Source organism: Mycobacterium sp. FW102-FHT13B02 (genome assembly GCF_058790275.1).
This window is the reverse complement of record NZ_JBYTCM010000005.1, coordinates 104,098-127,755: the sequence shown is the minus strand read 5'-3', so window position 1 is coordinate 127,755 and position 23,658 is coordinate 104,098. Positions and strand designations below refer to the sequence as shown.

General features: G+C 67.2%; 23 protein-coding genes. 12 read left to right on the top strand and 11 right to left on the bottom strand.

What is annotated here, in order from left to right; translation table 11 throughout:
• Nucleotides 1-11: 11 nt before the first annotated feature.
• Both AC3WTE_RS10850 and yaaA read right to left on the bottom strand, forming a co-directional pair.
• Nucleotides 12-989: a TerC family protein gene (locus AC3WTE_RS10850; RefSeq protein WP_492437477.1), complete on the bottom strand. Its 978-nt coding sequence runs from the start codon at nucleotides 987-989 to the stop codon at nucleotides 12-14.
• Between the two features lie 171 nt (nucleotides 990-1,160).
• Nucleotides 1,161-1,907, bottom strand: a complete 747-nt coding sequence (gene yaaA / locus AC3WTE_RS10845; RefSeq protein ID WP_492437476.1) for a peroxide stress protein YaaA — start codon at nucleotides 1,905-1,907, stop codon at nucleotides 1,161-1,163.
• A gap of 180 nt (nucleotides 1,908-2,087) precedes the next feature.
• Here yaaA and AC3WTE_RS10840 point away from each other — a divergent pair, with 180 nt between their 5' ends.
• Nucleotides 2,088-2,309, top strand: coding sequence for a hypothetical protein (locus AC3WTE_RS10840; RefSeq protein WP_492437475.1), 222 nt, complete (start codon nucleotides 2,088-2,090; stop codon nucleotides 2,307-2,309).
• Between the two features lie 10 nt (nucleotides 2,310-2,319).
• On the opposite strand, the gene AC3WTE_RS10835 is transcribed toward AC3WTE_RS10840, so the two are convergent.
• The gene (locus AC3WTE_RS10835) at nucleotides 2,320-3,471 is read right to left on the bottom strand and encodes an alkaline phosphatase family protein (protein ID WP_492437474.1); all 1,152 of its coding nucleotides are present in this window, start codon (nucleotides 3,469-3,471) and stop codon (nucleotides 2,320-2,322) included.
• Between the two features lie 40 nt (nucleotides 3,472-3,511).
• Entirely contained in the window at nucleotides 3,512-3,808 is a 297-nt protein-coding gene (locus AC3WTE_RS10830) for a hypothetical protein (protein WP_459365337.1), read from the bottom strand.
• Between the two features lie 154 nt (nucleotides 3,809-3,962).
• Here AC3WTE_RS10830 and AC3WTE_RS10825 point away from each other — a divergent pair, with 154 nt between their 5' ends.
• Both AC3WTE_RS10825 and AC3WTE_RS10820 read left to right on the top strand, forming a co-directional pair.
• Nucleotides 3,963-5,183, top strand: a complete 1,221-nt coding sequence (locus AC3WTE_RS10825; RefSeq protein WP_492437473.1) for an acyltransferase family protein — start codon at nucleotides 3,963-3,965, stop codon at nucleotides 5,181-5,183.
• Between the two features lie 39 nt (nucleotides 5,184-5,222).
• Nucleotides 5,223-5,912 (top strand): Rv0518 family GDSL lipase, encoded by a 690-nt coding sequence (locus AC3WTE_RS10820; RefSeq protein ID WP_492437472.1) that lies wholly within the window; start codon nucleotides 5,223-5,225, stop codon nucleotides 5,910-5,912.
• Here AC3WTE_RS10820 and AC3WTE_RS10815 read toward each other — a convergent pair.
• Nucleotides 5,902-6,981, bottom strand: coding sequence for a diguanylate cyclase domain-containing protein (locus tag AC3WTE_RS10815; protein WP_492437471.1), 1,080 nt, complete (start codon nucleotides 6,979-6,981; stop codon nucleotides 5,902-5,904). The genes AC3WTE_RS10820 and AC3WTE_RS10815 overlap by 11 nt on opposite strands.
• Nucleotides 6,982-7,332: 351 nt before the next feature.
• Here AC3WTE_RS10815 and AC3WTE_RS10810 point away from each other — a divergent pair, with 351 nt between their 5' ends.
• The 4 genes from AC3WTE_RS10810 (at nucleotide 7,333) to AC3WTE_RS10795 (ending at nucleotide 12,221) form a co-directional block, all read left to right on the top strand.
• Nucleotides 7,333-7,782 (top strand): Fur family transcriptional regulator, encoded by a 450-nt coding sequence (locus tag AC3WTE_RS10810; protein WP_492437470.1) that lies wholly within the window; start codon nucleotides 7,333-7,335, stop codon nucleotides 7,780-7,782.
• A 36-nt stretch (nucleotides 7,783-7,818) separates the two neighbouring features.
• On the top strand, nucleotides 7,819-10,017 hold the full coding sequence (gene katG / locus AC3WTE_RS10805) for a catalase/peroxidase HPI (protein ID WP_492437469.1): 2,199 nt from the start codon (nucleotides 7,819-7,821) through the stop codon (nucleotides 10,015-10,017).
• 53 nt (nucleotides 10,018-10,070) lie between these two features.
• Nucleotides 10,071-10,949, top strand: coding sequence for a LysR family transcriptional regulator (locus AC3WTE_RS10800; RefSeq protein WP_492437468.1), 879 nt, complete (start codon nucleotides 10,071-10,073; stop codon nucleotides 10,947-10,949).
• 66 nt (nucleotides 10,950-11,015) lie between these two features.
• The gene (locus AC3WTE_RS10795) at nucleotides 11,016-12,221 is read left to right on the top strand and encodes an MFS transporter (RefSeq protein ID WP_492437714.1); all 1,206 of its coding nucleotides are present in this window, start codon (nucleotides 11,016-11,018) and stop codon (nucleotides 12,219-12,221) included.
• Between the two features lie 3 nt (nucleotides 12,222-12,224).
• Here the strand turns inward: AC3WTE_RS10795 and AC3WTE_RS10790 are convergent, their stop codons facing one another.
• Nucleotides 12,225-12,881, bottom strand: a complete 657-nt coding sequence (locus AC3WTE_RS10790; protein WP_492437467.1) for an MOSC domain-containing protein — start codon at nucleotides 12,879-12,881, stop codon at nucleotides 12,225-12,227.
• 253 nt (nucleotides 12,882-13,134) lie between these two features.
• On the opposite strand from AC3WTE_RS10790, the gene ripD reads away from it, so the two are divergent.
• The 3 genes from ripD to AC3WTE_RS10775 all read left to right on the top strand — a co-directional run bounded on the left by ripD (nucleotide 13,135) and on the right by AC3WTE_RS10775 (nucleotide 15,788).
• On the top strand, nucleotides 13,135-13,797 hold the full coding sequence (ripD, locus tag AC3WTE_RS10785) for an NlpC/P60 family peptidoglycan-binding protein RipD (RefSeq protein ID WP_492437466.1): 663 nt from the start codon (nucleotides 13,135-13,137) through the stop codon (nucleotides 13,795-13,797).
• Between the two features lie 70 nt (nucleotides 13,798-13,867).
• Nucleotides 13,868-14,362 (top strand): thiol peroxidase, encoded by a 495-nt coding sequence (gene tpx / locus AC3WTE_RS10780; protein WP_492437465.1) that lies wholly within the window; start codon nucleotides 13,868-13,870, stop codon nucleotides 14,360-14,362.
• 79 nt (nucleotides 14,363-14,441) lie between these two features.
• Nucleotides 14,442-15,788, top strand: coding sequence for a sensor histidine kinase (locus AC3WTE_RS10775; RefSeq protein WP_492437464.1), 1,347 nt, complete (start codon nucleotides 14,442-14,444; stop codon nucleotides 15,786-15,788).
• A 1-nt stretch (nucleotide 15,789) separates the two neighbouring features.
• On the opposite strand, the gene AC3WTE_RS10770 is transcribed toward AC3WTE_RS10775, so the two are convergent.
• Nucleotides 15,790-16,029 carry a hypothetical protein gene (locus tag AC3WTE_RS10770; protein WP_459365326.1) on the bottom strand — a complete coding sequence of 80 codons (240 nt, stop codon included), beginning with the start codon at nucleotides 16,027-16,029 and terminating at the stop codon, nucleotides 15,790-15,792.
• Between the two features lie 156 nt (nucleotides 16,030-16,185).
• Nucleotides 16,186-16,485: a hypothetical protein gene (locus tag AC3WTE_RS10765; protein ID WP_492437463.1), complete on the bottom strand. Its 300-nt coding sequence runs from the start codon at nucleotides 16,483-16,485 to the stop codon at nucleotides 16,186-16,188.
• Between the two features lie 224 nt (nucleotides 16,486-16,709).
• Here AC3WTE_RS10765 and AC3WTE_RS10760 point away from each other — a divergent pair, with 224 nt between their 5' ends.
• Nucleotides 16,710-17,573, top strand: coding sequence for a DMT family transporter (locus AC3WTE_RS10760; RefSeq protein ID WP_492437462.1), 864 nt, complete (start codon nucleotides 16,710-16,712; stop codon nucleotides 17,571-17,573).
• Here the strand turns inward: AC3WTE_RS10760 and aceA are convergent.
• The 3 genes from aceA to AC3WTE_RS10745 form a co-directional block, all read right to left on the bottom strand.
• Entirely contained in the window at nucleotides 17,570-19,846 is a 2,277-nt protein-coding gene (aceA, locus tag AC3WTE_RS10755; RefSeq protein ID WP_492437461.1) for an isocitrate lyase ICL2, read from the bottom strand. The genes AC3WTE_RS10760 and aceA overlap by 4 nt on opposite strands.
• 74 nt (nucleotides 19,847-19,920) lie before the next feature.
• Nucleotides 19,921-20,316, bottom strand: a complete 396-nt coding sequence (locus AC3WTE_RS10750; protein ID WP_492437460.1) for a tautomerase family protein — start codon at nucleotides 20,314-20,316, stop codon at nucleotides 19,921-19,923.
• 54 nt (nucleotides 20,317-20,370) lie between these two features.
• Nucleotides 20,371-21,006: a GAP family protein gene (locus tag AC3WTE_RS10745; protein ID WP_492437459.1), complete on the bottom strand. Its 636-nt coding sequence runs from the start codon at nucleotides 21,004-21,006 to the stop codon at nucleotides 20,371-20,373.
• A gap of 84 nt (nucleotides 21,007-21,090) precedes the next feature.
• Here AC3WTE_RS10745 and AC3WTE_RS10740 point away from each other — a divergent pair, with 84 nt between their 5' ends.
• Nucleotides 21,091-23,655, top strand: a complete 2,565-nt coding sequence (locus AC3WTE_RS10740; RefSeq protein ID WP_492437458.1) for a DEAD/DEAH box helicase — start codon at nucleotides 21,091-21,093, stop codon at nucleotides 23,653-23,655.
• Nucleotides 23,656-23,658: the final 3 nt, after the last annotated feature.

The following is a 23,658-nucleotide window of genomic DNA, read 5'->3' as shown; positions in this document are numbered from 1 at the left end:
GTTTGGCTCGGTCAGTCGATGCCGGCCTTGCTGTCTGCGCGGGTGCGGTAGAGGCTCGCCACTGTCGTCACGACGAGCGTGACGATGATGACGGCCAGCGACAGCAGCGTCGGGATCTGTGGCACATGCACAGGCTCACCGCCGTTGATGAACGGCAGCGTGTTCTCGTGCAACGCGTGCAGGACCAGCTTCACACCGATGAACCCGAGGATGAAGGCCAGGCCCTGCGACAGATAGACCAGCCGCTTGAGCATGTCGCCGAGGAGGAAGTACAGCTGGCGAAGACCCATCAGTGCGAAGACGTTCGCGGTGAACACGAGGTACGGCTCCTGGGTGAGGCCGTAGATCGCCGGGATCGAGTCGAGTGCGAACAAAAGGTCCGTGGTGCCCAGCGCGACGATCACCAGCAGCATCGGGGTCAGCACCCGCCTGCCGTTCACGGTGGTGTGCAACCGGTTGCCGTCCCACTGGTCGGAGGCCTTCAGGTATTTGCGGGCGAACCGCACCATCGAGTTCTCGGCGTCGTCGTCGTGCTCGGTGTCCCGGGCCAGCTTGACGGCGGTGTACACCAGGAAGGCGCCGAAGAGGTAGAAGATCCACGAGAACTGCGAAATGGCAACGGCGCCAAGGGCGATGAAGATGCCACGGAAGATCAGCGCCAGAATGATGCCGATCAGCAGGATCTCCTGTTGCAAGACCCTGGGCACCTTGAAGCTGGCCATGATGATCAGGAAGATGAACAGGTTGTCGACCGACAGGCTGTATTCGGTGAGCCAGCCGGCGAAGTACTCCACGCCGTAATCGCCGCCGTGGAAGTTCCACACCCAGATTCCGAAGGCGATTGCGAGGCCGACGTAGACGGCCAGATAGCCGGCGGTTTCCCGGGTCGTGGGCTCGTGGGGGCGGCGGCCGATCACCACCACGTCGAACAGCAGTACGGCGATCGTCACACCAAGGGTGATCGACCATTCCAGCGTAGAAACATTCATGCGAGGGTGCCTCCGGGCGTCAGTGAACGACCGAGGTCTCTACCGCCGCCGCAGCGGCCCGCGATACCGGCTGCCCGACGTTGGACAACGTGATGACGACACCGCGGCGAAGGAATACTCCCCTCGAGAGCCATTATCGCAGACCGGCGGCGACCCGTCGCGCAGCCGGGGTCACGCCGTGACCAGAACGGTCAGTCGAGAGCTGTCACGTTCGACGCGCATTCCGGCGCGACGTGCGGCGGAGGCGACGGCGGCGGCGTCGTCCGGCTCGGCCCGGCTACCGGCCAGCGCTCGTGCCAACCGTCCTTTGTGGGCCTTGTTGAAATGGCTGACGACGGTGCGGCGCCCGTCGGCGTGTTCGGTGTACACGTCGACCGTCACCGCGCCAGGGATCTTGCCGAGCGCCTCGTACGAGCCGGACCGCAGGTCGACGATGAGCTCATGCTGCTGGAGTTGGGCCAGGACAGGCTCAAGGACGGGCTTCCAGCGGCTGGCCAGGGTGCCGCCGGCGGGCAGCTTCGACGATGCCGACAGGCGGTACGCGGGAATCGGATCGTCCGCGCGCAGTAGCCCGAACAGGGCCGATCCGACCGCCAGCCGGGCCCGGGCGCGGATCGCGGTGGCACCGCGCAGCGAACCGACATCGAGGGCGTCGTACAGCACCCCGGTGTAGCGCTCGATCGCCGGCATCGTCGGCGCGCTGTGCAGTTCGGCGTTGCGCTGTATCTCCGCGTCTTGCGAGGCGGAGATGGCGAGGGCCTTGCGGCTGGCTTCCGGGTCGGCTGCCAGGGCGACAAGTTCGTCGACCAGCGTCTTCCGGAGCGGCGTGAGTTCCGGCACACTCAACGTGCCGAGCTGCAGCGGTGGTCCGTCGCCACCTGGGCGCTTGGTCTCCGAGGGCGGCAGCAGCACGATCACGGCGAAGACGGTAGCCGACGCTGGTTGGTACGGCGCGTACCATCTACCTGTCAATCGTTGGTGTTTGCTTTGCCGCTGTTGTCACGGTGGCCTAAAGTTCGGTACCTACTGACGTCGGGGCCGAGGTCGGTAGGCCGAGGTTCCGTACCTGCGGTGATTACCAGAAATGCTGGGGTGGTTATGGGTAGGAACGCCAAGTTTGCCGTTGATATGCGGGTTCGCGTCAACCGGGGCGACGCCAAGGACGTGCACGGCGTGATCGTCGAGGACTACGGCGACCATGCGGGCTATTCCGTCGATGTCGGGGAAAAGCACATTGTCGACGCCGCCCGCCGCTGGGCTGTTCTGCTGGACAGCGGATCACTCGTTTTCGCCGACGACGCGCATCTGAAGCCGGAGTAGTCCGGCGCCATCAACCACATGCGATGAGCAGCGGGACCAGCTGCTCGGCATCTGTCCACGATCCGTGCTGTCCGATCAGAGCAGATTCAAGAGGTTCCACCTTCCTGCGTAGCAGTCCCGCATTGTCTCGCGCCGCCGCGACGACGTCGCCGATCCGGCTCCGCGCCGCGTCACTGACCCGCGCACCGAACCACCCTTCGTCGATGGCCTCGTCTCTGGTCCGGACCCAGGCTTTGCTGTCCAAAGTTTCCCGCCACCTGTCCGCGACGGCGTCGGCTGCCCCGGCGGCGACGTAGACGTGCCGGGCGCGCGCCTCCCCGGCGACGGCGGCAACGCCGTCCAGCAGATCAGGATGCGAATCGAGGTCGACGGCCTCGGCTTCGTCGAGGTTGACCATGCCGTGGTCGGCCACGACCGCCAGCAGCCCACCGGCCGGTAGGGCGTCGACGATCGATTCGACCAGCCGGTCCACCTGCCGTAGTTGCATGCGCCACGCGGTCGACCCCGCGCCGTACAGATGACCGAGCATGTCGAGGTCGGCGTGATAGCCGTAGCAGAACCCGCCGCCGGCGACGGCCTGCTGCACCCGGGCTGCGAGGTCGCCGAGCCGATGCACCCCGACGTACTGCCCGCCGCGCAGCACCGCCCGGGTGAGCCCCGAGCCGGTGAATTCGGCGCCCGAGATGACGCTGACGTCGATGCCGGCCTCGGTGGCCCGATCGAAGGTGGTCGGCAGCGGTTGGACTTCCTCCGGCACCAGCACGTCGCGGAGATCGGCGCCAAAGGGATGTGGCGTCCAGCGCAGTGCGTTGACCACGCCGTGGTCGGGGATCCGGAATGAGTAGCCGACCATGCCGTGTTCGCCGGAGCGTCGGCCCGTGCCCACCGCGGCGAGGCCTGCGCTGGTGGTGGCGGGGTAGCCGACACGCAGGGTCCGCCCACGCAGGCCCGCCAGCACGGGACCGTCGCCCGAGTAGGTGTCCAGCAGCTGCGCGCCGAGGCCGTCGATCAGCAGGACGCAGGCACCTCGAATGCCGGCGGGCAGGTCGATGGGGCGATGGACCCCGTCGAGTTGCGCTCCTGTCACACCCATCGCTGCCAACACCGCCGGCACCACGTCGGCCAGATGCGGCGCGTCGGGTCGCGGGCTCGGGACGTCCATGGCCGCGAGCTTAGGGATTTCCCGCCCGGGGGTAAAAGGGTTATCCGCCCCAGCCGCGAGTGCCGTCCCAGCCGCCGCACATTCCGTTGAAGCAGCCGTGGCCGAATCCGCCGGTGCTGGGGTTCCAGCCGCCGCAGCCCTGCCAGTTCGCGCCGTCGCCGCAGCCGCCACCGCCGCCTTGGCCGTCAGGTCCGCCGTAGCCGTTGTCGGCAACCACAGTTCGGTCCGCACCGAAGCTTCCGGAGAGCGTCATCGCCGCCGCCGGAGCGGCAACTATCGCTGCTGTGGCGGCCACCGCGGCGACCGCTGATGTCGTGAATTTCCGCCTAATTAGCATGTCTACATAATGCTCTCCAGAGGCCGGATATTCCAGCCTCTGGAGAGGAAGTGAAATTTCGAGCGAGCCTCACGCGCACGGGAGTGTCATCCAAGAAAAGTCACAGGTTTCCTACCGGGACCCGGGTCGCTGCCGCTGTTACCCTTTCCCCGTCATGAGTGTTGTGCCGAGCGGTGAAATCAAGGCACTGTCCGGCCTGCGCATCGTCGCCGCAGTGTGGGTGGTGCTGTTCCACTTTCGTCCGCTGCTACATGAGGCTTCCCCGCCGCTGAGCGAGGCCCTCGCCCCGATACTCGACTGCGGCGCCCAAGGCGTCGACCTGTTCTTCATCCTCAGCGGATTCGTGCTGACGTGGAACTACCTCGAGCGCATGGGGCCCGCGTGGTCGACGCGCGCGACACTGCATTTCCTGTGGCTGCGACTGGCCCGAGTGTGGCCCGTCTACCTGGTCACCATGCATCTGGCCGTGGCCTGGATCATCTTCACGCTGAATGTCGGCGACTTCCCGTCGCCGGCTGCGGCCACCCTCACCGGCCCCAACTATCTGCGCCAGCTGTTCCTGGTCCAGCTGTGGGTGGTGCCGTTCTTCGACAATTCCAGCTGGGACGGCCCCGCGTGGTCGATCAGCGCGGAATGGCTGGCCTATCTGCTGTTCGGGTTGCTGGTCATCGTGCTGTTCCGCGTCGCCCGGGCCAGCCGGGCGCGCGCCCTGCTGTGGCTGGCCTTTGCCGCAACGTTGCCGCCGCTGCTCTTCCTGGCCGCGACGGGTGAGTTCTACACGCCCTGGAGTTGGCTGCCGCGCATCGTTCTGCAGTTCACGGCCGGTGCCCTGGCATGCGCCGCCGTGCGCAAACTGAATCTGACCGACCGCGGCCGGACCCTCGCCGGCGTGCTGTCAGTGGTGCTGCTCGGCCTCATCGTGGGCCTCGTGTACTGGTTCGACGCACATCCGATCCCGACGGTCCGTGATGACTTCGGTCTGGTCGACATCTTCTTCCTGCCTCTGGTGGTGGCCTTGTCGGTCGGCACCGGAACCCTGCCCGCGCTGCTGTCGACCCGGGTCATGGTCTACGGCGGCAAGGTCTCGTTCAGCCTGTACATGGTCCACGAATTGGTGCACCAGAGCTGGAACTGGGCAGCTGCGCAGTACCGCATCGACATGTCCCCGAGCTGGGGGACCAAGTTCATCGTGCTGGCCCTGCTGGCCGGGTCCTTCGCCGGCGCGGTGCTGCTGTTCCACTACGTCGAAGAACCGGCGCGACACTGGATGCGCCGCATGGTCGGCCCCGCCGACAACTCGAAAGCTGTTGCAGGGCAACGTAAACTGCAGGCGATATCTGACGACGACGTCAAGCGCGCCGAACGGGCGGGCTGACCGAGTACGTCGAATCACCGACTGGATCATGGGAGAGCAGTGCGTCATCTGACCACCTTGTTGTTGGCAGCTGTGCTGTGCGTGGCGTCTGTGGTGAGTGCGCCCGGATCGGCGCACGCCTATCGAAACGTGCGCCCGGGTACGCCGCCCGACCGCGTCGCGGTGATCAGCGATTCGTATACCAACGGCACGAACTTCGGTGGCCAGGGTCCGCGGAGTTGGACGGCGCAGGCGGGCCGCAACCTCGATGCCTGGGGCGTCCCGATCGCCGCGGACGTCGCCGCCGAAGGACGGGCCGGGTACGTCGTGCGCGGCGACCACGGCAGCATCTTCCGGGATCTGACCGCGCGGGCGGTGCGTCCGGACGATGCGCTCGTGGTGTTCTTCGGCTCGCGCAACGACCAGGGTGCCGACCTCATGCAACTGTCGGGGATGGCGCACGACGCGTTCGCACTGGCACGGGCGACGGCGCCGGGTGCCAAGCTGCTGGTGATCGGCCCGCCGTGGCCAACTGCTGACGTGCCGCCCGCGGTGCTCCAGATCCGGGACGTGCTCGCCATGCAGGCCGGCATGGCCGGTGCGACTTTCGTCGATCCGATCGCCGAGCGCTGGTTCGTCGATCGCCCGGATCTGATCGCGCCCGACGGGGTGCACCCCACCGATGCCGGGCACGACTACCTGGCGGGGCTCATCGCGCCGCGGATCAAGGCGGAATTGCCTACTCGTTGATCGGCAGGTCGTCCCGCACGTCGTAACGGACGTCGTTGCCGCCGTCCTCGCGGGCGCGTTCCATGGCCTGCGCCGCGACGGCCAGCAGCGCGTCGATGACGATCTCGGGCGGGTGCACCGTCAACGGGGCCAGCGGTGTCACCACCACACCGATGCTCGCGGTCACTCGTGACGGCGTGGACTTCATGGCGCCCTGGACCCGGTCGATCAACGGCGACGCGTCGGGGGTGGTGAAGGTGTCCGCGATGATGAAGTCGCTGTCGGAGATGTGTGCGGCGATCGCGTTGCGCCGCACGGTCTCCCGCAACGCCTGGCTGACGTCGATCCGGGCCCGGTTGGCGCGCCGGGGGCCGGACACGGACGACAGCAGGGGAAAGCTGTCGATGCTGACCACGGCCAGCACCATGTGACGGTCGTCCTGCCGGTTCCGGGCCGCGAGCAGGTTCGCGGCGCGTGAATACAGGCCGTCCTTGTTGAGCATGCCGGTGAGCTGTTCGATCTCACTGTGGTGGATGTCCGTGGAGCTCAACCCGATCGCCACGCGGCAGGTGAAGAACACGAAGACGTTGAGCAGCGCGATGATCAGCACGGCGCAGGCGGCCAGGGCGGGGTCGCGGGACCCGATCTGGATAGCCAGGTATCCCAGCGTGAGCCCACCGAGGGTCCAGGGGCCGGCGAGCACGCTGGGACGGTGCAGGAACGCCACGTAGCCGCTGGAGAAGATGAACGCGCTGGTGGCCAGGAGTCCGAGCAGGGGATCGGACATGATCAGGCAGGCGGCGCTCATCGGGATCGAGCCGAGGGACACCGCGACCGCGGAGAACCGCTGGGACGGCCAGGAATGGCGGAGCCAGAAGGCGCCGATTCCGAGCGCGAAGACCCCGATGGCGATGGCGACCGCTTGGCGCACCGGCCCGTGCGGGCCGGCCGGGCTCAGGATCAGCAGCGCGGGAACCATGCCGAGTACGGCGTTGAGAGCCGCGATCACGCGACAGGTTCTGGTCTGCAGGCCGCGCGCGGCGAGTAGTGAGGTGAGCCAGTAGTAGTGGTTCAGTCCGGCAGCGGTCATGCGGGTACCCGACGGTCTCCCGCGGCGGCCGACCGGCGAACCGGTGGGCCTGTCACGCTGCGTTCCATATGCAGCAGATTAACAACCCCGCGGCGGGATTTCGGTGGCCGTCGGCAAACTCTGTGTAGTGCTCGGCCTTTGGTTCTGTGCCCGTGGGCGAACGGAAAGGCGGCGTGCGCCGGTTCTGGTGATTTCCCTGCGGACCGCCGGCCGGCCGCCTAAAGTGTCTGCGGAACAACGGCTTTGACCTCTGCGAATGAGGGTCGCCGGCCGGATCCCGCCGCAACAGCGCGTGACGCAAATCACCACCAAGTCTTGACTCAGTCCAAAAAAGGGCGTAGAAGTGAACACGTGACAACCGACTACACGGAGCAGCTGCGTTCGGCAGATCTCCGTGTGACCCGGCCCCGCCTCGCAGTCCTCGAGGTCGTGTCCGTGCGTCCGCACGCCGATACGGAGACGGTCTTCGACGCGGTCCGCGCCATCCTGCCGGAGGTCTCCCGTCAAGCGGTCTACGACGTGCTGGCAGCCCTGACCACGGCCGGGCTGATCCGGCGCATTCAGCCCTCGGGGTCGGTGGCGCGGTATGAAACCCGCGTAGGGGACAACCACCACCACGTCGTGTGCCGTTCCTGCGGCGCCATTGCCGACATCGACTGTGCCACCGGCGAAACGCCGTGCCTGACCCCGTCGGACAGTCACGGCGTGCTAGACGGCTTCGTGGTCGACGAGGCCGAAGTCATCTACTGGGGCATGTGCCCCGACTGCGGGACCGCCACAAGTTCACGATCACATCCGTGATCGCAGCCCAATTCACCACCCTCGAAAGGAAGTGCAGTGCCTGAGGAAACTCATCCTCCGATCGGAGAAGCACAGACCGAGCCCGCCGAAGGCGGTTGCCCGATGCGCATCAAGCCGCCTGTCGAGGGTGGTAGCAACCGGGACTGGTGGCCCAATGCGGTCAACCTGAAGATCCTGCAGAAGAACCCGCCGGCCATCGATCCGACCGACGAGGGCTACGACTACCGACAGGCCGTCCAGAGCCTCGACTTCGAGGCCTTCGAGCGCGATTTCGACGAGCTGCTGACCAATTCGCAAGAGTGGTGGCCGGCCGATTTCGGCCATTACGGCCCGCTTTTCGTCCGGATGTCGTGGCATGCCGCCGGCACGTACCGGGTCGCGGACGGCCGCGGCGGTGGCGGCCGCGGTATGCAGCGTTTCGCGCCGCTGAACAGCTGGCCCGACAACGTCAGCCTGGACAAGGCCCGTCGGCTGCTCTGGCCGCTCAAGAAGAAATACGGCAAGAAGATCTCGTGGTCCGACCTGATCGTCTACGCCGGCAACCGCGCGATGGAGCACATGGGCTTCAAGACCGCCGGCTTCGCCTTCGGTCGTCCGGACTTCTGGGAGCCCGAGGAGGACATCTACTGGGGTGCCGAGCACGAGTGGCTGGGCTCGCAGGAGCGCTACGCCGGCGTTGGTGACCGCACCAAGCTCGAGAACCCGCTGGCCGCCAGCCACATGGGCCTCATCTACGTCAATCCCGAAGGGCCCGAAGGCAATCCGGACTACCTGGCCGCTGCCATCGACATCCGCGAGACCTTCGGTCGCATGGCGATGAACGACATCGAGACCGCGGCCCTGATCGTCGGCGGCCACACCTTCGGCAAGACCCACGGCGCCACCGACGTCGAGAACGGACCGGAGCCCGAGGCCGCCCCGCTGGAGCAGATGGGCTTGGGCTGGGCCAACTCCGGCCTCGGCAACGAGACCGTCAGCAGTGGCATCGAGGTCACCTGGACGCATACCCCGACCAAGTGGGACAACTCGTTCCTGGAGATCCTCTACGGCAACGAGTGGGAGCTGACCAAGAGCCCCGCGGGCGCCAACCAGTGGAAGCCCAAGGACAACGGCTGGGCCAACTCGGTGCCCATGGCTCAGGGCACCGGCAAGACCCACCCGTCGATGCTCACCACCGACCTGTCGATGCGGTTCGACCCGATCTACGGTGAGATCACCCGCCGCTGGCTGGACCACCCGGAGGAGTTGGCCGAGGAGTACGCCAAGGCCTGGTTCAAGCTGCTGCACCGCGACATGGGTCCGGTGGTGCGCTACCTCGGCCCGCTGGTGCCGAAGCAGACCTGGCTGTGGCAGGACGTCGTGCCGGCCGGCAGGACGCTGTCAGAGGCTGACGTGGACACCCTGAAGACCGCCATCGCCGAGTCGGGCCTGTCGGTGCAGCAGCTGGTCAACACCGCGTGGAAGGCGGCGTCCTCGTTCCGCTCGAGCGACATGCGCGGTGGTGCCAACGGTGGTCGCATCCGGCTGCAGCCACAGCTCGGCTGGGAGGTCAACGAGCCCGACGAGCTGGCTCAGGTGATCCGCAAGCTCGAGGAGATCCAACAAGCGTCACCGACCGGTGTGTCCTTCGCCGACCTGGTGGTGCTCGGCGGTGTCGTCGGACTCGAAAAGGCCATCAAGGACGCCGGTTTCGACGTCGCGGTGCCGTTCACGTCGGGCCGTGGCGACGCCAGCCAGGACCAGACCGACGTCGAGTCGTTCGCCTACCTCGAGCCCAAGGGCGACGGCTTCCGGAACTTCGTCGGCAAGGGTGACACGCTGCCGTCCGAGTACCGGCTGATCGACCGTGCCAACCTGCTGGGTCTGTCGGCGCCGGAGATGACCGTGCTCCTCGGCGGTCTGCGCGTGCTCGGTGCCAACCACGGTGGTTCGGACCTCGGCGTGCTGACGCGGAACGTGGGTCACCTGACCAACGACTACTTCGTCAACCTGACCGACATGTCCACCAAGTGGGCCCCGTCGCCGGCTGATGACGGCACCTACGTCGGCACCGACCGCAGCAGCGGCGCACCGAAGTGGACTGCCAGCCGGGTCGACCTGCTGTTCGGCTCGAACTCGCAGCTGCGAGCGCTGGCCGAGGTGTACGCCGAGGATGACGCCAAGGAGAAGTTCGTCAAGGACTTCGTCGCGGCGTGGACCAAGGTGATGGACGCCGACCGGTTCGACGTCCGGTAACAACCTGATCCAGTACCCCGTGGGCCGTTCGGTCCACGGGGTACTGTCTTTTTGTGCTCCTCGACGAACTCCGCTGGTTCGTCGTCCTCGCTGAAACCGAGCACGTCACCGACGCCGCCGCGGAGCTGGGGGTTGCCCAACCGACGCTGTCGCGGGCCTTGGCCCGCTTGGAAAACCAGTTCGGCACACCACTTTTCGATCGCATCGGTCGCCGTCTTCAGCTGAACGGCTACGGCCGGATCATGCTCGAGCATGCCCGCCGCAGCATCGCCGAGATGGATGCGGCGCACAGCCGGATCGACGCTCTGCTGAATCCGGACAGTGGCCTGGTGCGGTTGGCCTTTCTGCATTCGACGGCCAATTGGTTTGTACCCGAGGCGCTTCGGCAGTTCCGGGCGCTGGCCCCGGCTGTACGGTTCGAGCTGTTCCAGGGGGCGGCGCACGACATTGCGGAGCGGCTGCGTACCGGGCAGGCCGATGTCGCGATCACGTCGCCGCGGCCAGCGCAGGTGCCGTGCATGTGGCGGGTGTTGTATGTCGAACGGCTTTGTCTGGCGGTGCCCGCCGATCACCGCTTGGCCGGGCGGGCGCGCGTGCGCTTGGGTGAGGTGGCCGACGAGACCTTCATCGCGCTCGGCGCGGAATTCGGGCTGCGTCAGCTGACCGATCAAGTCTGGGCCGAGAGTGGCATCACGCCCGAGATCGCGTTCGAAGCCATGGAGATTCCGACGATGGAGGGTCTGGTGGCCGCGGGCTTCGGCGTCGCGGTGGTGCCGGTGCCACGGCCGGGTCGTGGCGCTCCGTCGGTGACGTACATCCCATTGTCCGATACCCGGGTGAAGCGCGAAATCGGCATGGCATGGGTCCGAGGTCGCGAATTGCCGCCTGCCGCAGGGCGATTCGCCGAGTTCGTGACCGCGGGTGGCTTCTGATGCGATGTGCGCATCATTCAACCTAAAATGATGTATTGGACACATGAATAGGGCGTTCCTAGCCTTCTGCTTGTGACTGTTGAAGCGCCTGTCTGGACCGGCCATGCGCGGGGATCCACTGACTACCGCAGGCTGCTCGGTGCGCTGTTCTGTGCCGGCGTCGCGACCTTCGCGCAGCTGTATTCGCCGCAGGCGGTCCTGCCGCTGATCGCCCGCAGCCTGGGCACCGGCGCCGCGGCATCGGCACTCATGGTGTCGGCATCGACAATCGGCCTGGCGCTCGGGGTGATCGGCTGGTCGACGCTGGCCGACCGAATCGGCCGAGTGCGGGCGATGTCCTATTCAGTTTGTGTTGCAACGGGTTTGGCGTTGCTGGTGCCCTTCGCGCCGACGTTCCAATTGCTGCTTGCCGGCCGACTCGCCGAAGGCCTGGCACTCGGGGGAGTGCCGGCGATCGCCGTGGCCTACCTCACCGAGGAGATCGAAGCCGGCCACGCCGCGCGGGCAGCCGGCACCTACGTCGCCGGCACCACGATCGGCGGGTTGCTCGGCCGTCTGGTGGCCGCACCGGTGGCCGAGCTCACCGACTGGCGGTGGGCCATGTTCGTCGTCGGATTGCTCTGCAGCGCAGCGGCTGTCGGGTTCATGCGGCTCGCCCCCGAACCCCAGGGGTTCGTCCCGGCCGGCGAGCAATCCGAGGGCTCCCTGGCATACCGGCTGGCCGCCAACCTGCGCAACCCCAGGCAGCTGGTGCTCTACCTGCAGGGCTTCCTGCTGATGGGCGGATTCGTCGCGATGTACAACTTCCTCGGCTTCCGGCTGAGCGCGGCGCCGTTCGGCTTGCCGCAGACCGTCGTCAGCCTGGTATTCGTGGCCTACCTGGCGGGTACCTGGGCGTCGGCGTGGGCCGGAGCCGCCGCCAGTCGCTACGGCCGGCGTCCGGTACTGCTGGGCAGTGTCGTGGTGATGGGTGCCGGTGTGCTGATCACGCTGAGCCACAACGTGTTCACGGTCCTTGCCGGTCTCCTGGTCGCCACCGCGGGGTTCTTCGGCGCGCATGCCACCGCGTCGGGCTGGACGGGCCAATTGGCCACGGTGGGCAAGGCACAGGCCGGCTCGCTGTACAACTTGGCCTACTACGCCGGGTCGAGTGTCATCGGATGGGTCGGCGGCATCGCCTTCGACGTAGCCGGGTGGACGGCGGTGGCGGCCGTCATCGTGACGCTCGAGGTCGTCGCCGGGGTGGCGGCCGCTGCCGCGCTGCGCGATTGACCGCTAGTGCACTCGCTGCCGGATTCGCTCTTTGATCAGGTCCGGCAACGCATCGGCGGGCAGCAAGCTCGGGAGTAGCTCGGGTTCCAGGGTCAGCGCGCGAAACACCAGGGCGACGGTGACGTCGTGCGGCGGTCGGGAGACCACCGTGATCGACGCCCCGGCGCGGAGCACGCCCGGCGTCACGATCCGGAGGTAGGTACCAGGTACGGCTTCTTTGGTGAAAGTCTTGACCCAACCGCGGATTTCGAGCCACTCGGCAAAGGTGCGGCACGGGATGCGCGGCCGGCTCACTTCGAGGAGTGGACCGCCATCGCCGATCTGCCAGCGTTCGCCGATAAGGGCGTCGTTCACCTCGAGCCCCGTGGTGGTGAGGTTCTCGCCGAACGAGCCGTTGCTCAGCACCCGGTCGAGGCGTACCTGCCACTCATCGAGGTCTTCGCGGGCGTAGGCGTATACCGCCTGGTCGTCGCCGCCGTGGACCTGCTGGTCGCCGATGGTGTCACCGATCAGGCCGCTGCCGAGGCCGCCCTGCATGGGTCCCGGTGCCCGAACCGGCACCGGCTCGGAAGTCGGGCGCTTGTCGATGCCGGTGACCAACTCATCCTTGTCGGGGCTCGGCTGTGGGACCGCCAGATTCACCGTCAGGATCGCTGCCATGACGGAAAGCCTAGAGGCGGCCGCGGCACGGGGCCTGTCCTGCCCGATCACCATTCGATCACATTTTCGATAAAGATCGCGCGCTGACCTGCACTTATGTGGGATAAGGCGCGCGCGTGGGGTTAAAGTGACGGTAGTGAAATTTGTGAGGAGAGGGACCACAGGGGTCGCGACCCCCGCGTAGACGACGCGGCGTCGTGTGCCCCAGTGGCGCACGAAGAGAGGTGTCGATATGCGACGGATGATTGTGACGATGGCGAGCGCAGCACTGCTTGCGACACCCATCGCGATGGCGGCGCCGCTGGTGGCCGCGCCCCTTGCCTCGGCCGACAACACGACCTGGACCGGCGGCACTCACCGGCAGGCCATCGATTTCGTCATCCAGCGTGCGCTGTCGCAGCGCGGGGTGCCGTTCGTCTACGGCGGCGGCAACGCCAACGGTCCCAGCCTGCCTCCGGCCAGCGTCACGACCGCGGCGGCCCCGGTGAGCCAGCCGGCGCCTCAGGTGGGCCTGCAGCCGATGGGTGTCACGCAGCCGGCTGCTGCGCCTCAGTCCAACGCCCTCATCCCCGGTCTGTCGGGTCTGTTCGGCCCGACACCGGCGGCGGGCGCCATCACGCCCGTGCCGACCACGCCGGGCTTCGACGCCTCCGGTTTGATCCAGTACGCGTTCGCCGGCGTGGGCATCAAGCTGCCGCGGTCGTCGGGCGAGCAGTACAAGGTCGGCCGCAAGATCACTGCGGACCAGGCGCTGCCGGGCGACCTGCTGTTCTACGGCCCGGCCGGTTCGCAAAGCGTCGCGATGTTCGTCGGCAACGGGCAGATGGTCGAGGGCACCGAGCCGTCCGTCACCGTGGGCCCAGTCCGCACCAACGGCATGGATCCGTACCTGAGCCGCATCATCGAATGGCAGTAACGGCCACGACAGACAGCGCAGCAGCACCCCCGCGCTGCGGTCTCGGCTTCGTCTTGACAGACTGTGGGGTATGGCACAGATAACCCTGCGTGGTAACCCCATCAACACCGTCGGCGACCTGCCCGCTGTCGGCTCCGCGGCTCCGGCATTCGCCTTGACCGGTGTCGACCTCGGTCCGGTCAACAACGAGCAGTTCAGCGGTAAGCCCTTGGTGCTCAACATCTTTCCGTCGATCGACACCCCGGTGTGTGCCACCAGCGTCCGGACCTTCAATGAGCGTGCGGCCGCCAGTGGCGCCACAGTCTTGTGCGTGTCCAACGACCTGCCGTTCGCACAGAAGCGCTTCTGCGGTTCCGAGGGCATCGAGAACGTCTCCACCGCGTCGTCGTTCCGCGACAGCTTCGGCGCCGACTACGGCGTCGCGCTGGCCGACGGCCCCATGGCCGGCCTGCTCGCCCGCGCCATCGTCGTGATCGGTGCCGACGGCAACGTCGCGTACACCGAACTCGTGCCCGAGATCGCCCAGGAACCGGACTACGACGCGGCTCTCGCAGCCGCCAAGTAACACCAGCTGTTCAGCTGACGGGGTGCGTGCCAGGGGCACGCACCCCGTCAGTCTTTTTTGCATCGGGCATGATGACCTGGTGCAGCTGCGATCACCGATACCGGCTTTGTCGTTGCGAGCCATCGTCGTTGTCGCCGCCTTGTCGGTGGTCGCGACGGTGCTGATCATCGGTACCTGGGTATGGATCGGTGTCACCAACGACCAGTACAGCCAACTCGACCGTCGGCTGGACTCCCTGAGTAGCCTGCCCGACGTCAACACCCTGCTGAGCATTGCCAAGCAGAGCCCCACTGGCACGCCACAGGCCGAGGGGTCGCTCGTTCGCACGGTGCGGATCGGCGCGGCGACGGTCTCGATGCCGCCGGAGATCGTGCTGCCGCAATTCGAGAACGGATATGCCAACACCACGATCAACGGCGTCGAGTACCGGGTCCGCACCGTCACGACGGGGTCGGCGTCGATCGCACTCGGGGCGCCATTGGCCGAGGCGCGGAGTCAGATCCGCACACTGCACATGCGCATCTTGGCCATCTGCAGCGGCGTCATCGTCGGCACGTTCCTCGTCGGTGGCTCGATGTGGTTCGTCATGATCAACCCGTTCCGCAAGCTCGCCCAGCAGGCCAGGCAGATCAACGCACAGTCGAAGCCCGAAGAGGTGCACGTACGTGGCGTCTCGGAGGCCGTGGAGATCGCGGAAGCGGTCGAGGGCATGTTGTCGCGCATCGGTGAGGAGCAGGCCCGGACCAAGGCTGCGCTGGAATCGGCTCGCGACTTCGCCTCGGTCGCCTCGCATGAACTGCGTACCCCATTGACGGCGATGCGCACCAACCTCGAGGTGCTGTCCACACTCGACCTGGGCGTGGAGCAGCGCAACGAGGTGATCAGTGACGTCATGCGCACCCAGAGCCGCATCGAGGCGACGCTGACGGCATTGGAGCGGCTGGCACAGGGCGAACTGACCACCGCCGACGATCTGGTCCCCGTCGACATCACCGAGCTGCTCGACCGGGCTGCCCACGACGCCGTGCGGGTGTATCCGGACCTCAACGTCGCTCTCGTGCCGTCGGCGACGGTGCTGATGCTCGGACTGCCCGTCGGGCTCCGGCTGGTGGTCGACAACGCGATCGCGAACGCGGTCAAGCACGGTGGCGCGACGCGCGTGCAGTTGTCGGCGGTCAGCTCGCACGACGGCGTGCAGATCGCCATCGACGACAATGGCACCGGCGTACCGGAACACGAGCGCGACGTGGTGTTCCACCGCTTCGCCCGCGGTTCGACGGCGTCGCACTCTGGCTCCGGACTCGGCCTGGCGCTGGTCGCCCAGCAGGCCGAACTGCACGGCGGCACAGCATCTTTGACGCAGAGTCCGCTGGGCGGCGCGCGGTTGCTGCTGGAGCTACCGGTGCCGCACCCGGAATCCGACTGAGCTAGATGCAGGCGGCGAAGATGCAGAATCCGCCGTCAGGTTCCCAACCACCGTTCCAGGTGCCGGGCGGGTTCCAGCCCCACGCCGGAGGCGGCGGGGGACCCCAGCCGGGGCCGCCGTCGCCGTCCCAGCCGTGGTCGTGACCCCAGCGGGCCGGGACCGGGGCCATGCCGGTATCTGCACTGGCAGTACCCGCACCCAGTCCGACGGCGCCGGCAGCGATCCCGCTGGCAACGGCCATACCAACAATGAGCTTTATCGATTTCATAGCTATCCCATTCCTCGACTCAGGTGACCACCACGGAAATTGCGGTGCTCGCTGTTTCTCGGTCTGTAGCCATTCTCGTTAGTCAAGCTATGTATGGCCTGTGCATGCCTTAGGTGGCGGCTTTCGGAATCAGATGCAGGCGCCGAACAGACACACACCGCCATCGGGTTCCCAGCCACCGTTCCAGGTGCCCGGCGGGTTTCCGTCCGGCGGGGGCGGCGGTCCCCACTGAGGTGGAGGCGGTCCCCAGTTCCGGTCCCGGTCCGGTGGACCCCAGTCGTGGTCGGGAGGCGGCGGGCCCCAATTCGGTCCGGGCGGCGGCGGTGGCGGGCCCCAGTCGGCACTGGCGACACCGGTGCCCAGCGCGAACGCGCCGGCGGTGAGGCTGCCGGCGATCGCCAGGCGCGCAATTATTTTCGCTGATCTCATCGTCAATGGTCTCCGTTCTCGGCTGTCGACGGCAGGGCATCGAGCTCCGGTCCGACCATGGAACGTCGTCAGGTTGTGGATGAGCTGTGCCCGACGTATGTAGTGGGTCTCGATTTGGGCAATGACAGTCGCCCCGGATTCGTGCGCACGGGACCCGCGCCGCCGCGCTCCTACAATTGGCCGATGTCTGCCAACCCTCGGTTCGCCCGTGCCGGAGCCGCGCAATGCTGATCGGCGTCGTCGCGGCTCTGGTTGCCTGTTTCAGTTACGGCACCGCTTCGGTCCTACAGTCGCACGCCGCGCGCAAGTCGGCCGGCGACGCCGGCGAGACTGGCGAAGCCGGCCCCACTCTGCGCTCGACGATCGCGGCCATGCTGGCGCCGCTTTTCCTCGCCGGCATGGCATTGGACGGGCTGGGGTTCCTCGGCAGCCTGGTGTCGGCGCGACTGATCCCGCTGTTTCTTTCCCAGACCATCATGAGCGCCAATCTCGCGGTGACGGCCGTCCTCAGCGTTGTGGTTCTCGACGTGCGACTGCGGGCCCGGGATTGGGCCGCCATCGCCACAGTCCTTGCGGCTCTGTGTGTTCTGGGCTTCAGCGCCGGTGAGCTCGGCAACGCGGTGCCGGGCCGGCACATGCATTGGAGCGTCTTGGCGGTGTCGCTGCTCATCTTCGTCTTCGGGGTCGCGCTCGTCCGGTTGCTCGGCAAGAAGGCGGCGGTGCCGGCGGGGCTCATCGCCGGTGTGCTGTACGGCGCCATGGCCGTCGCGGTCCGGATCGCCCACGGTCTCGACCCGCTGCGGTGGCATGAACTCATCTCCGACCCGGCGGCGTGGGCGGTCGTGATCGCAGGCGTGGGCGGGTTCTACCTTTTCACCGTCGCGTTGCAGGTGGGTTCGGTGAACGGAGTTGCGGCCGCACTCGTCATGGGCGAGACCGTGATCCCCGGTGTGGTCGGTGTTCTGCTGCTCGGTGATGTGGCCAAGCCGGGGCTCGGATGGTTGGTGGGGGTCGCATTCGCGACCGCAGTGGCCGGTGCGGTCGCGATTGCGATTTTCGGTACGGCAGAGCCGGATTCGGCCCCTTAGTCCTCCTTGCGGATCAGGCGGCCGAGCGCCTCGCGGTCCGGCGCCAGCAGTTCGTCGATCCGCCGCTGGTTCACGTCGGCCACGATGATCTCTCCGACCTCTTGATAGACGTTGCTGAACAGACCGTGCGACTTCATCTTCTCGGTCTGGTAGATGTTGTCCTCGGTCGGCGTCACGTAGTAGACGATCTCCGACTTGAATCGGTGGATCAGCCACACGTGGATCAGATCCATCAGGCGCTTCTGCCGCAGCTTCTCGGCGAAGGTGTTCTGGTCGCGCACCGTCAGGATGTTGCGGCCGTGCCGGTCCTTGATTGGGTCGACGACGACGTTCGCCAGCGGCTCGTCGCCGCTGCCGTAGATGCCCAGGTCCAGGACGTCGGACCCGGCTCGGCGGGGACGTAGCTGAACGTGCAGCTTCTCGCCGATCTGGTAGTGGTCGCTCCACATGGCCAGCCACTCTTCGAGCAGCTTCTTGGGTACCTCTGTCTGGACCAGGTGCTGGTGCTGAGTCGAGCCGGCGCCCATGGCCTTGGTGGTGGCCGTGCGACCCGACGACGCCGCCAGCGCGGCATCGCTGCGCGGCCCACCGACGAGCGTTTGCGGTGTGCGGTAGGGAGATTCGACCAGGCGCATCTTGCGTTGGAGCCTGGCGAGCGCCAGCATGCCCTCTTGCCGCAAGGACGTCGCGAACTCCTCACACGCCACCCCGTCCACCTGGTGGCCGCCGTAGGTGATGAAGTTGAAGACGAACCCCATCTTGCCGAGTTCCTCTGGGAACGCGCGCATTTCGTCGTCGGTCATGCCGGTGGTGTCCCAGTTGAACGACGGCGACAGGTTGTACGCCAGCATCTGGTCGGGGAACTCGGCATGGATGGCCTCCGCGAATTCGCGGGCCTCGGCCAGATCAGCGGTCTTGGTCTCCATCCACAGGATGTCGGCAAATGGCGCGGCCGCAAGGGATTTGGCGATGGCATAGGGGATGCCGCCGCGCACCTGGTAGTAGCCCTCGGGGGTCTTGGCGAGCTCACAGTCCCACGCCACGTCAGCCCCCAGTTCGCGCGCCTTCTCCCTGGCCGCGTACAGCGACGCGCGGGCGGCGAACTTTCGCCACTCCTCGGGGCTCACCGCCGTCCCCTCACCCTCTTTGGCCCGGAACTGCAGCACCTCGGCCACAGCCTCGCAGTAGGTGTTCAGTCCTGAATCCGCCTGCCAGGCCTCGACGAACTTCGACTCGACCTTGTCGAACACCGAGTCGACGGACTGCCCGGAATTCTGGTCCCAGGCAGCCGCGGCTTCGTCGATGAGGCCTGCGATGCCATGGCTGTCCAGCCATGCCTCGGCGGTGGCGTACTGCCCCTCGGGTAGCGCGTACAGCAGGTGCCCGCGCAGGTCGGTGACGCCCTTGTCATGGAACCGCCGGACCATGGCCAGGAAGCACGACTTGTAGGACGGAATCTTGAGATTGGTGGCGCCCAGCAGGAACGGCTGGTCGCGCTCATCGGCAGCACTGTCGATGAGGTTGGCGGCCTCGGCGTCGGTGCGGGCCACGATGATTCCGGGCACGCCCATCATGTCGAGCTGGAAGCGCGCGGTGTTGAGGCGCTTGAGCTGTTCGTCCGACGGGACCAGCACCTTGCCGCCCTGATGGCCGCACTTCTTGGTGCCGGGCCGCTGATCCTCGATGTGGTAGCCGGGCACGCCGGACTCGACAAAACGGCGAATCAGGTTGCGTACGTGCGCATCTCCGCCGTGGCCGGTGTCGGCGTCGGCGATGATGAACGGCCGGTAATCGATGGCCGGCGTGGTCGCCCGCTGTTCATCGGTCATCTGCAGACGCAGGTACTGCTGATTGCGGTCCGCGGTCAGCAGGGCGCGCACGAGGCCCGCGGCTTCGTCGGGCACCTGGCTCAGCGGGTAGCTGGCCAGGTCCGGCCCGGGGTCCTCACTGATGGAGCCCTTGGCCGAAGTCGCCCAGCCGCCCAGATAGATGCCTTCGATGCCGATCCGCTTCATCACCACCGCCTGGCCGGGGGAGTACGGCCCGAAGGTGGTGATGCTCTTCTTCTGCGCGAACAATTCCCGCAACCGCGGATAGAACGCTTCGGCGGCCTGCCTGGCCACCGGATAGTCCGACGGGATGGTGCCACGCTGTTCGACGACCTGACGCGCGGTGTAGAGCCGCGTGATGCCGTCGAAGCGGGGGCTGTCGAAATACTCCTGCACGGCGGCGACGTTCTGCTCGAACGACGTCGCAACTGCTTCGAGAGTCATGGACTGCTCCTTGCTGAGCTTGTTTCCGATGAGCCCTCCGAGCCTATCGCCGCGGGGCGGCCGGGAGTACGCGATCAGACATTCACATCGAAGCCGAGGTCGACGTCGCAGGCCGCCTGCCCGCCCCGGACGCCCCAGTTCTCGAGCGCGCTCTCGCGCAGCAGGATCGTGATGTGGTCGGCCGGAATGCCGAACGCGGCAAGGCGGCCCGCGATCTCGCGGTACAGCGCGCGCTTGGCGTCCACCGAGCGGCCGGCGAAACAGTCGATGGTCACCAGCGTGTAGCGCTCGGGGTGCGCCAGATGCGGCGCGTGCGAAAACCGGTGCGGTTCATGGACCAGCAGCCGGACGTGCTTGTCGCCGACCGGGATCTGGAACGCGGCCACCAGCGCACCGTGGACGGCATCGATGATGGCGACCTCGTCGGCCTGGCGGTACTGACGGCGTACTTCGATCAGTGAACTCGGCATGGCCCAGATCGTCACACTCGATCCGCCGTCAGCGCACCTGAATTTCCGCTGGTGTCACGACGACGCCACCACGACCAGGAGTGCCCCGACGCCCGTCAGCGTCACCGCCGTGATCGCGGCCGTGTGCTCCTGCACCCAGTGCCGCATCCGCTCCAGGCCCTTCTCGGCGTAACGCGAGGCGACCAGGTGCGTGAGGATCGGGGCGGCGGTGGTGGATCCCGCGACAGCGACGAAAAAGGCGATGGCGCCGGCTTTTTCGACGGGAGTGGTCAGGAAGGCGTCGATGGCCACGCCGCCGGCGACGCACGCCAGGATGAACTTGGGGTTCGCGACGGCGAAGACCGCGCCCATGAGCCCCGTGACCAGTGGCGACGCGGTTTGCAGCCGGGTGAGCCAACCGGTGGCCTGGGCATAGTGCGTGCGCCGCAACCAGGTGAGCACGCCCAGTGCGATCAGGGCGATACCGATGCCGAGCTGTAAGCGCGAACTGGTCGCGGCGGCGTGTGACTGCCCGACGGGTGACACCGACACCACCGCGCTGATGACGGCCGTGATCCCGGCTAGCCACCCGCCCAGGTAGGTCAGACCCGCGCCGCGGGGCCGGTCGGAGTACAGCAGGAGCAGCACCGGCGGCAGGACCGCCATCGGGGACAGCGCCACGACGAGCGCGTCGGGGATCAACCACGTCACGCTGTCATCTTGCCTGCGCGCATCCTGCCTTGTGGCTGCCCGCCGCAGACGCGCGGTCGGTGATCGGGCACGCTGGAGCACACGATGGCAGCCCGCATATCCCTCTTGGACGACCCCGCCGACCTGTCCGCGCTGCGCGCGACGGGCGCCGACCCCGACAAACTGCTTGCGTCATTCGCCGAATGGGCCGATGCGGCGGGCACCGCGCTGTACCCGGCGCAGGAGGAAGCGCTGATCGAGCTGGCCAGTGGCGCCAATGTAGTGCTGGCGACGCCAACGGGTTCCGGCAAGTCGCTGGTGGCCACGGGCGGGGCGTACTTCGCGCTTGCGGGTGCGGACGCGAGGAGCAGTAGGGAAAGCAGCCGGCGAACTTATTACACCGCGCCGATCAAGGCCCTGGTCAGTGAGAAGTTCTTCGCCTTGTGCGACGTGTTCGGCGCCGCCAACGTCGGCATGCTCACCGGCGACGCGGCGGTCAACGCCGGCGCTCCGATCATCGCCTGCACGGCGGAGATCCTCGCCAACATCGCGCTGCGTGAGGGCGCGCAGGCGGACATCGGACTGGTGGTGATGGACGAGTTCCATTTCTACGGCGACCCCGATCGCGGCTGGGCGTGGCAGGTGCCGCTGCTCGAGTTGCCCAGAGCTCAGTTCCTGTTGATGTCGGCGACGCTCGGCGACGTGACCGTCCTGCGTGAGGACCTCACTCGGCGCACCGGCCGGCCGACGGCGCTGGTCGCTGGGGCCGAGCGCCCGGTGCCGCTGTTCTACAGCTACGCCACCACCGCGATGCACGAGACCATCGCCGACCTGCTGCAGACCAAACAGTCACCGATCTACGTCGTCCACTTCACCCAGGCTGCCGCGCTGGAGCGGGCCCAGGCGCTGATGAGCGTCAACGTGAGCACCAAGGAGGAGAAGGCGGCCATCGCCGATCACATCGGCGGCTTCCGCTTCACCACCGCGTTCGGCTCGACGCTGTCGCGGCTGGTCCGGCACGGCATCGGCGTGCACCACGCGGGCATGCTGCCGAAGTACCGGCGTCTGGTGGAGCAGCTGGCCCAGGCGGGCCTCTTGAAGGTCATCTGCGGCACCGACACTCTCGGCGTCGGCATCAACGTGCCGATCCGCACGGTCGTGTTCTCGGCGCTGTCGAAGTACGACGGCACCCGCACACGGTTGCTCAATGCCCGCGAGTTCCACCAGATCGCCGGGCGGGCCGGACGGGCGGGCTACGACACGGCGGGCACTGTCGTGGTGCAGGCACCCGAGCACGAGGTGGAGAACCTCAAACAGTTCGCCAAGGTCGCCGACGATCCGAAGAAGCGGCGAAAACTGGTGCGCCGCAAGGCACCCGAGGGCATGGTGCCCTGGGGCGAGAACACCATGAAGCGACTGGTGGAGGCCGCGCCCGAGGCGCTCACCAGCAACATGCGAGTCTCCACGGCAATGATCCTCGACGTCGTCGACCGCCCCGGTGACCCCTGCCTGGCCATGCGCCGGTTGCTCGGCGACAACCACGAGCCACGCAAACGACAGTTGCGGCACATCCGCGAGGCGGTCGGCATCGCGCGCTCGCTTCTGCAGGCCGGGGTGCTGGAACGATTGCCGGAAGCGGGGCCCGACGGGAGGCGCTACCGGCTGACCGTCGACCTGCCGCCGGATTTCGCCCTGAACCAGCCGCTGTCGACGTTCGCGCTCGCCGCGGTCGAACTGCTCGATCCCGATTCGGAAACTTTTGCCCGCGATGTGGTCTCGGTGATCGAGGCCACGCTCGAGGATCCGCGCCAGATCCTGGCTGCGCAGTTGAAGAAGGCCCGCGGCGAGGCCGTTGCCGCGATGAAAGCCGAGGGCATCGAATACGACGAGCGCATCGAATTGCTCGATGACGTCACCTACCCGCGGCCACTCGATGAACTGCTGACGCACTGCTTCGAGGTGTACTGCCGCACCAACCCATGGGCGGCTGACGGGCACCCGGCCCCCAAGTCCGTCGTCCGCGAGATGTGGGAGCAGGGGCTCACATTCAAGGAGTACGTGAGTGCCTACGGGCTGACCCGGACCGAGGGCGCGGTGCTGCGCTATCTGTCCGACGCGTTCAAAGCGCTGCGGTCCGGTGTTCCGGCCGCCGCCCGGACAGACGAGCTCACCGACATCGTGGAGTGGCTGGGTGAGCTTGTGCGCCAAGTTGATTCGAGCCTGCTCGACGAATGGGAACAGTTGACCAGTGCCGATCAGGTCGACGAGGTGGCCGTCATGGCACCGGTGCGTCCGCTGACCGGCAACGAGCGGGCGTTCACCGCGATGGTGCGCAACGCCTTGTTCCGCCGGGTGAAGCTCTGGGCCCGGCGCCGCTGGGACGAACTCGGGGCCCTCGATGCCGGGTCGGGATGGACGGCGCAGCGGTGGGAAGCAGCGGGGGAGCGGTACTTCACCGAGCACGAGGACATCGGCACCGGGGCGGACGCCCGCGGGCCGGCCATGTTGATCTTCGACCGCGCGCCCGGCGTGTGGCGCGTCCGGCAGATCCTCGATGACCCGGCCCACGATCACGACTGGGGCATCGACGTGGAAGTCGACCTGGCGGCGTCCGATGAGGACGGCGCCCCGGTCATCCGGGTCGTCGATGCGGGGCTTTTCGGTAGCTGAGCG

What these genes read in the sequence shown, in the direction of transcription:
- AC3WTE_RS10850 (WP_492437477.1), bottom strand. Translation starts at nt 989, where the DNA reads ATGAATGTTTCTACGCTGGAATGGTCGATCACCCTTGGTGTGACGATC.
- AC3WTE_RS10840 (WP_492437475.1), top strand. Translation starts at nt 2,088, where the DNA reads ATGGGTAGGAACGCCAAGTTTGCCGTTGATATGCGGGTTCGCGTCAAC.
- AC3WTE_RS10835 (WP_492437474.1), bottom strand. Translation starts at nt 3,471, where the DNA reads ATGGACGTCCCGAGCCCGCGACCCGACGCGCCGCATCTGGCCGACGTG.
- AC3WTE_RS10830 (WP_459365337.1), bottom strand. Translation starts at nt 3,808, where the DNA reads ATGCTAATTAGGCGGAAATTCACGACATCAGCGGTCGCCGCGGTGGCC.
- AC3WTE_RS10825 (WP_492437473.1), top strand. Translation starts at nt 3,963, where the DNA reads ATGAGTGTTGTGCCGAGCGGTGAAATCAAGGCACTGTCCGGCCTGCGC.
- AC3WTE_RS10815 (WP_492437471.1), bottom strand. Translation starts at nt 6,981, where the DNA reads ATGACCGCTGCCGGACTGAACCACTACTACTGGCTCACCTCACTACTC.
- AC3WTE_RS10790 (WP_492437467.1), bottom strand. Translation starts at nt 12,881, where the DNA reads ATGGCAGCGATCCTGACGGTGAATCTGGCGGTCCCACAGCCGAGCCCC.
- ripD (WP_492437466.1), top strand. Translation starts at nt 13,135, where the DNA reads ATGGCGAGCGCAGCACTGCTTGCGACACCCATCGCGATGGCGGCGCCG.
- tpx (WP_492437465.1), top strand. Translation starts at nt 13,868, where the DNA reads ATGGCACAGATAACCCTGCGTGGTAACCCCATCAACACCGTCGGCGAC.
- AC3WTE_RS10770 (WP_459365326.1), bottom strand. Translation starts at nt 16,029, where the DNA reads ATGGCCGTTGCCAGCGGGATCGCTGCCGGCGCCGTCGGACTGGGTGCG.
- AC3WTE_RS10765 (WP_492437463.1), bottom strand. Translation starts at nt 16,485, where the DNA reads ATGAGATCAGCGAAAATAATTGCGCGCCTGGCGATCGCCGGCAGCCTC.
- AC3WTE_RS10760 (WP_492437462.1), top strand. Translation starts at nt 16,710, where the DNA reads ATGCTGATCGGCGTCGTCGCGGCTCTGGTTGCCTGTTTCAGTTACGGC.
- aceA (WP_492437461.1), bottom strand. Translation starts at nt 19,846, where the DNA reads ATGACTCTCGAAGCAGTTGCGACGTCGTTCGAGCAGAACGTCGCCGCC.
- AC3WTE_RS10750 (WP_492437460.1), bottom strand. Translation starts at nt 20,316, where the DNA reads ATGCCGAGTTCACTGATCGAAGTACGCCGTCAGTACCGCCAGGCCGAC.
- AC3WTE_RS10740 (WP_492437458.1), top strand. Translation starts at nt 21,091, where the DNA reads ATGGCAGCCCGCATATCCCTCTTGGACGACCCCGCCGACCTGTCCGCG.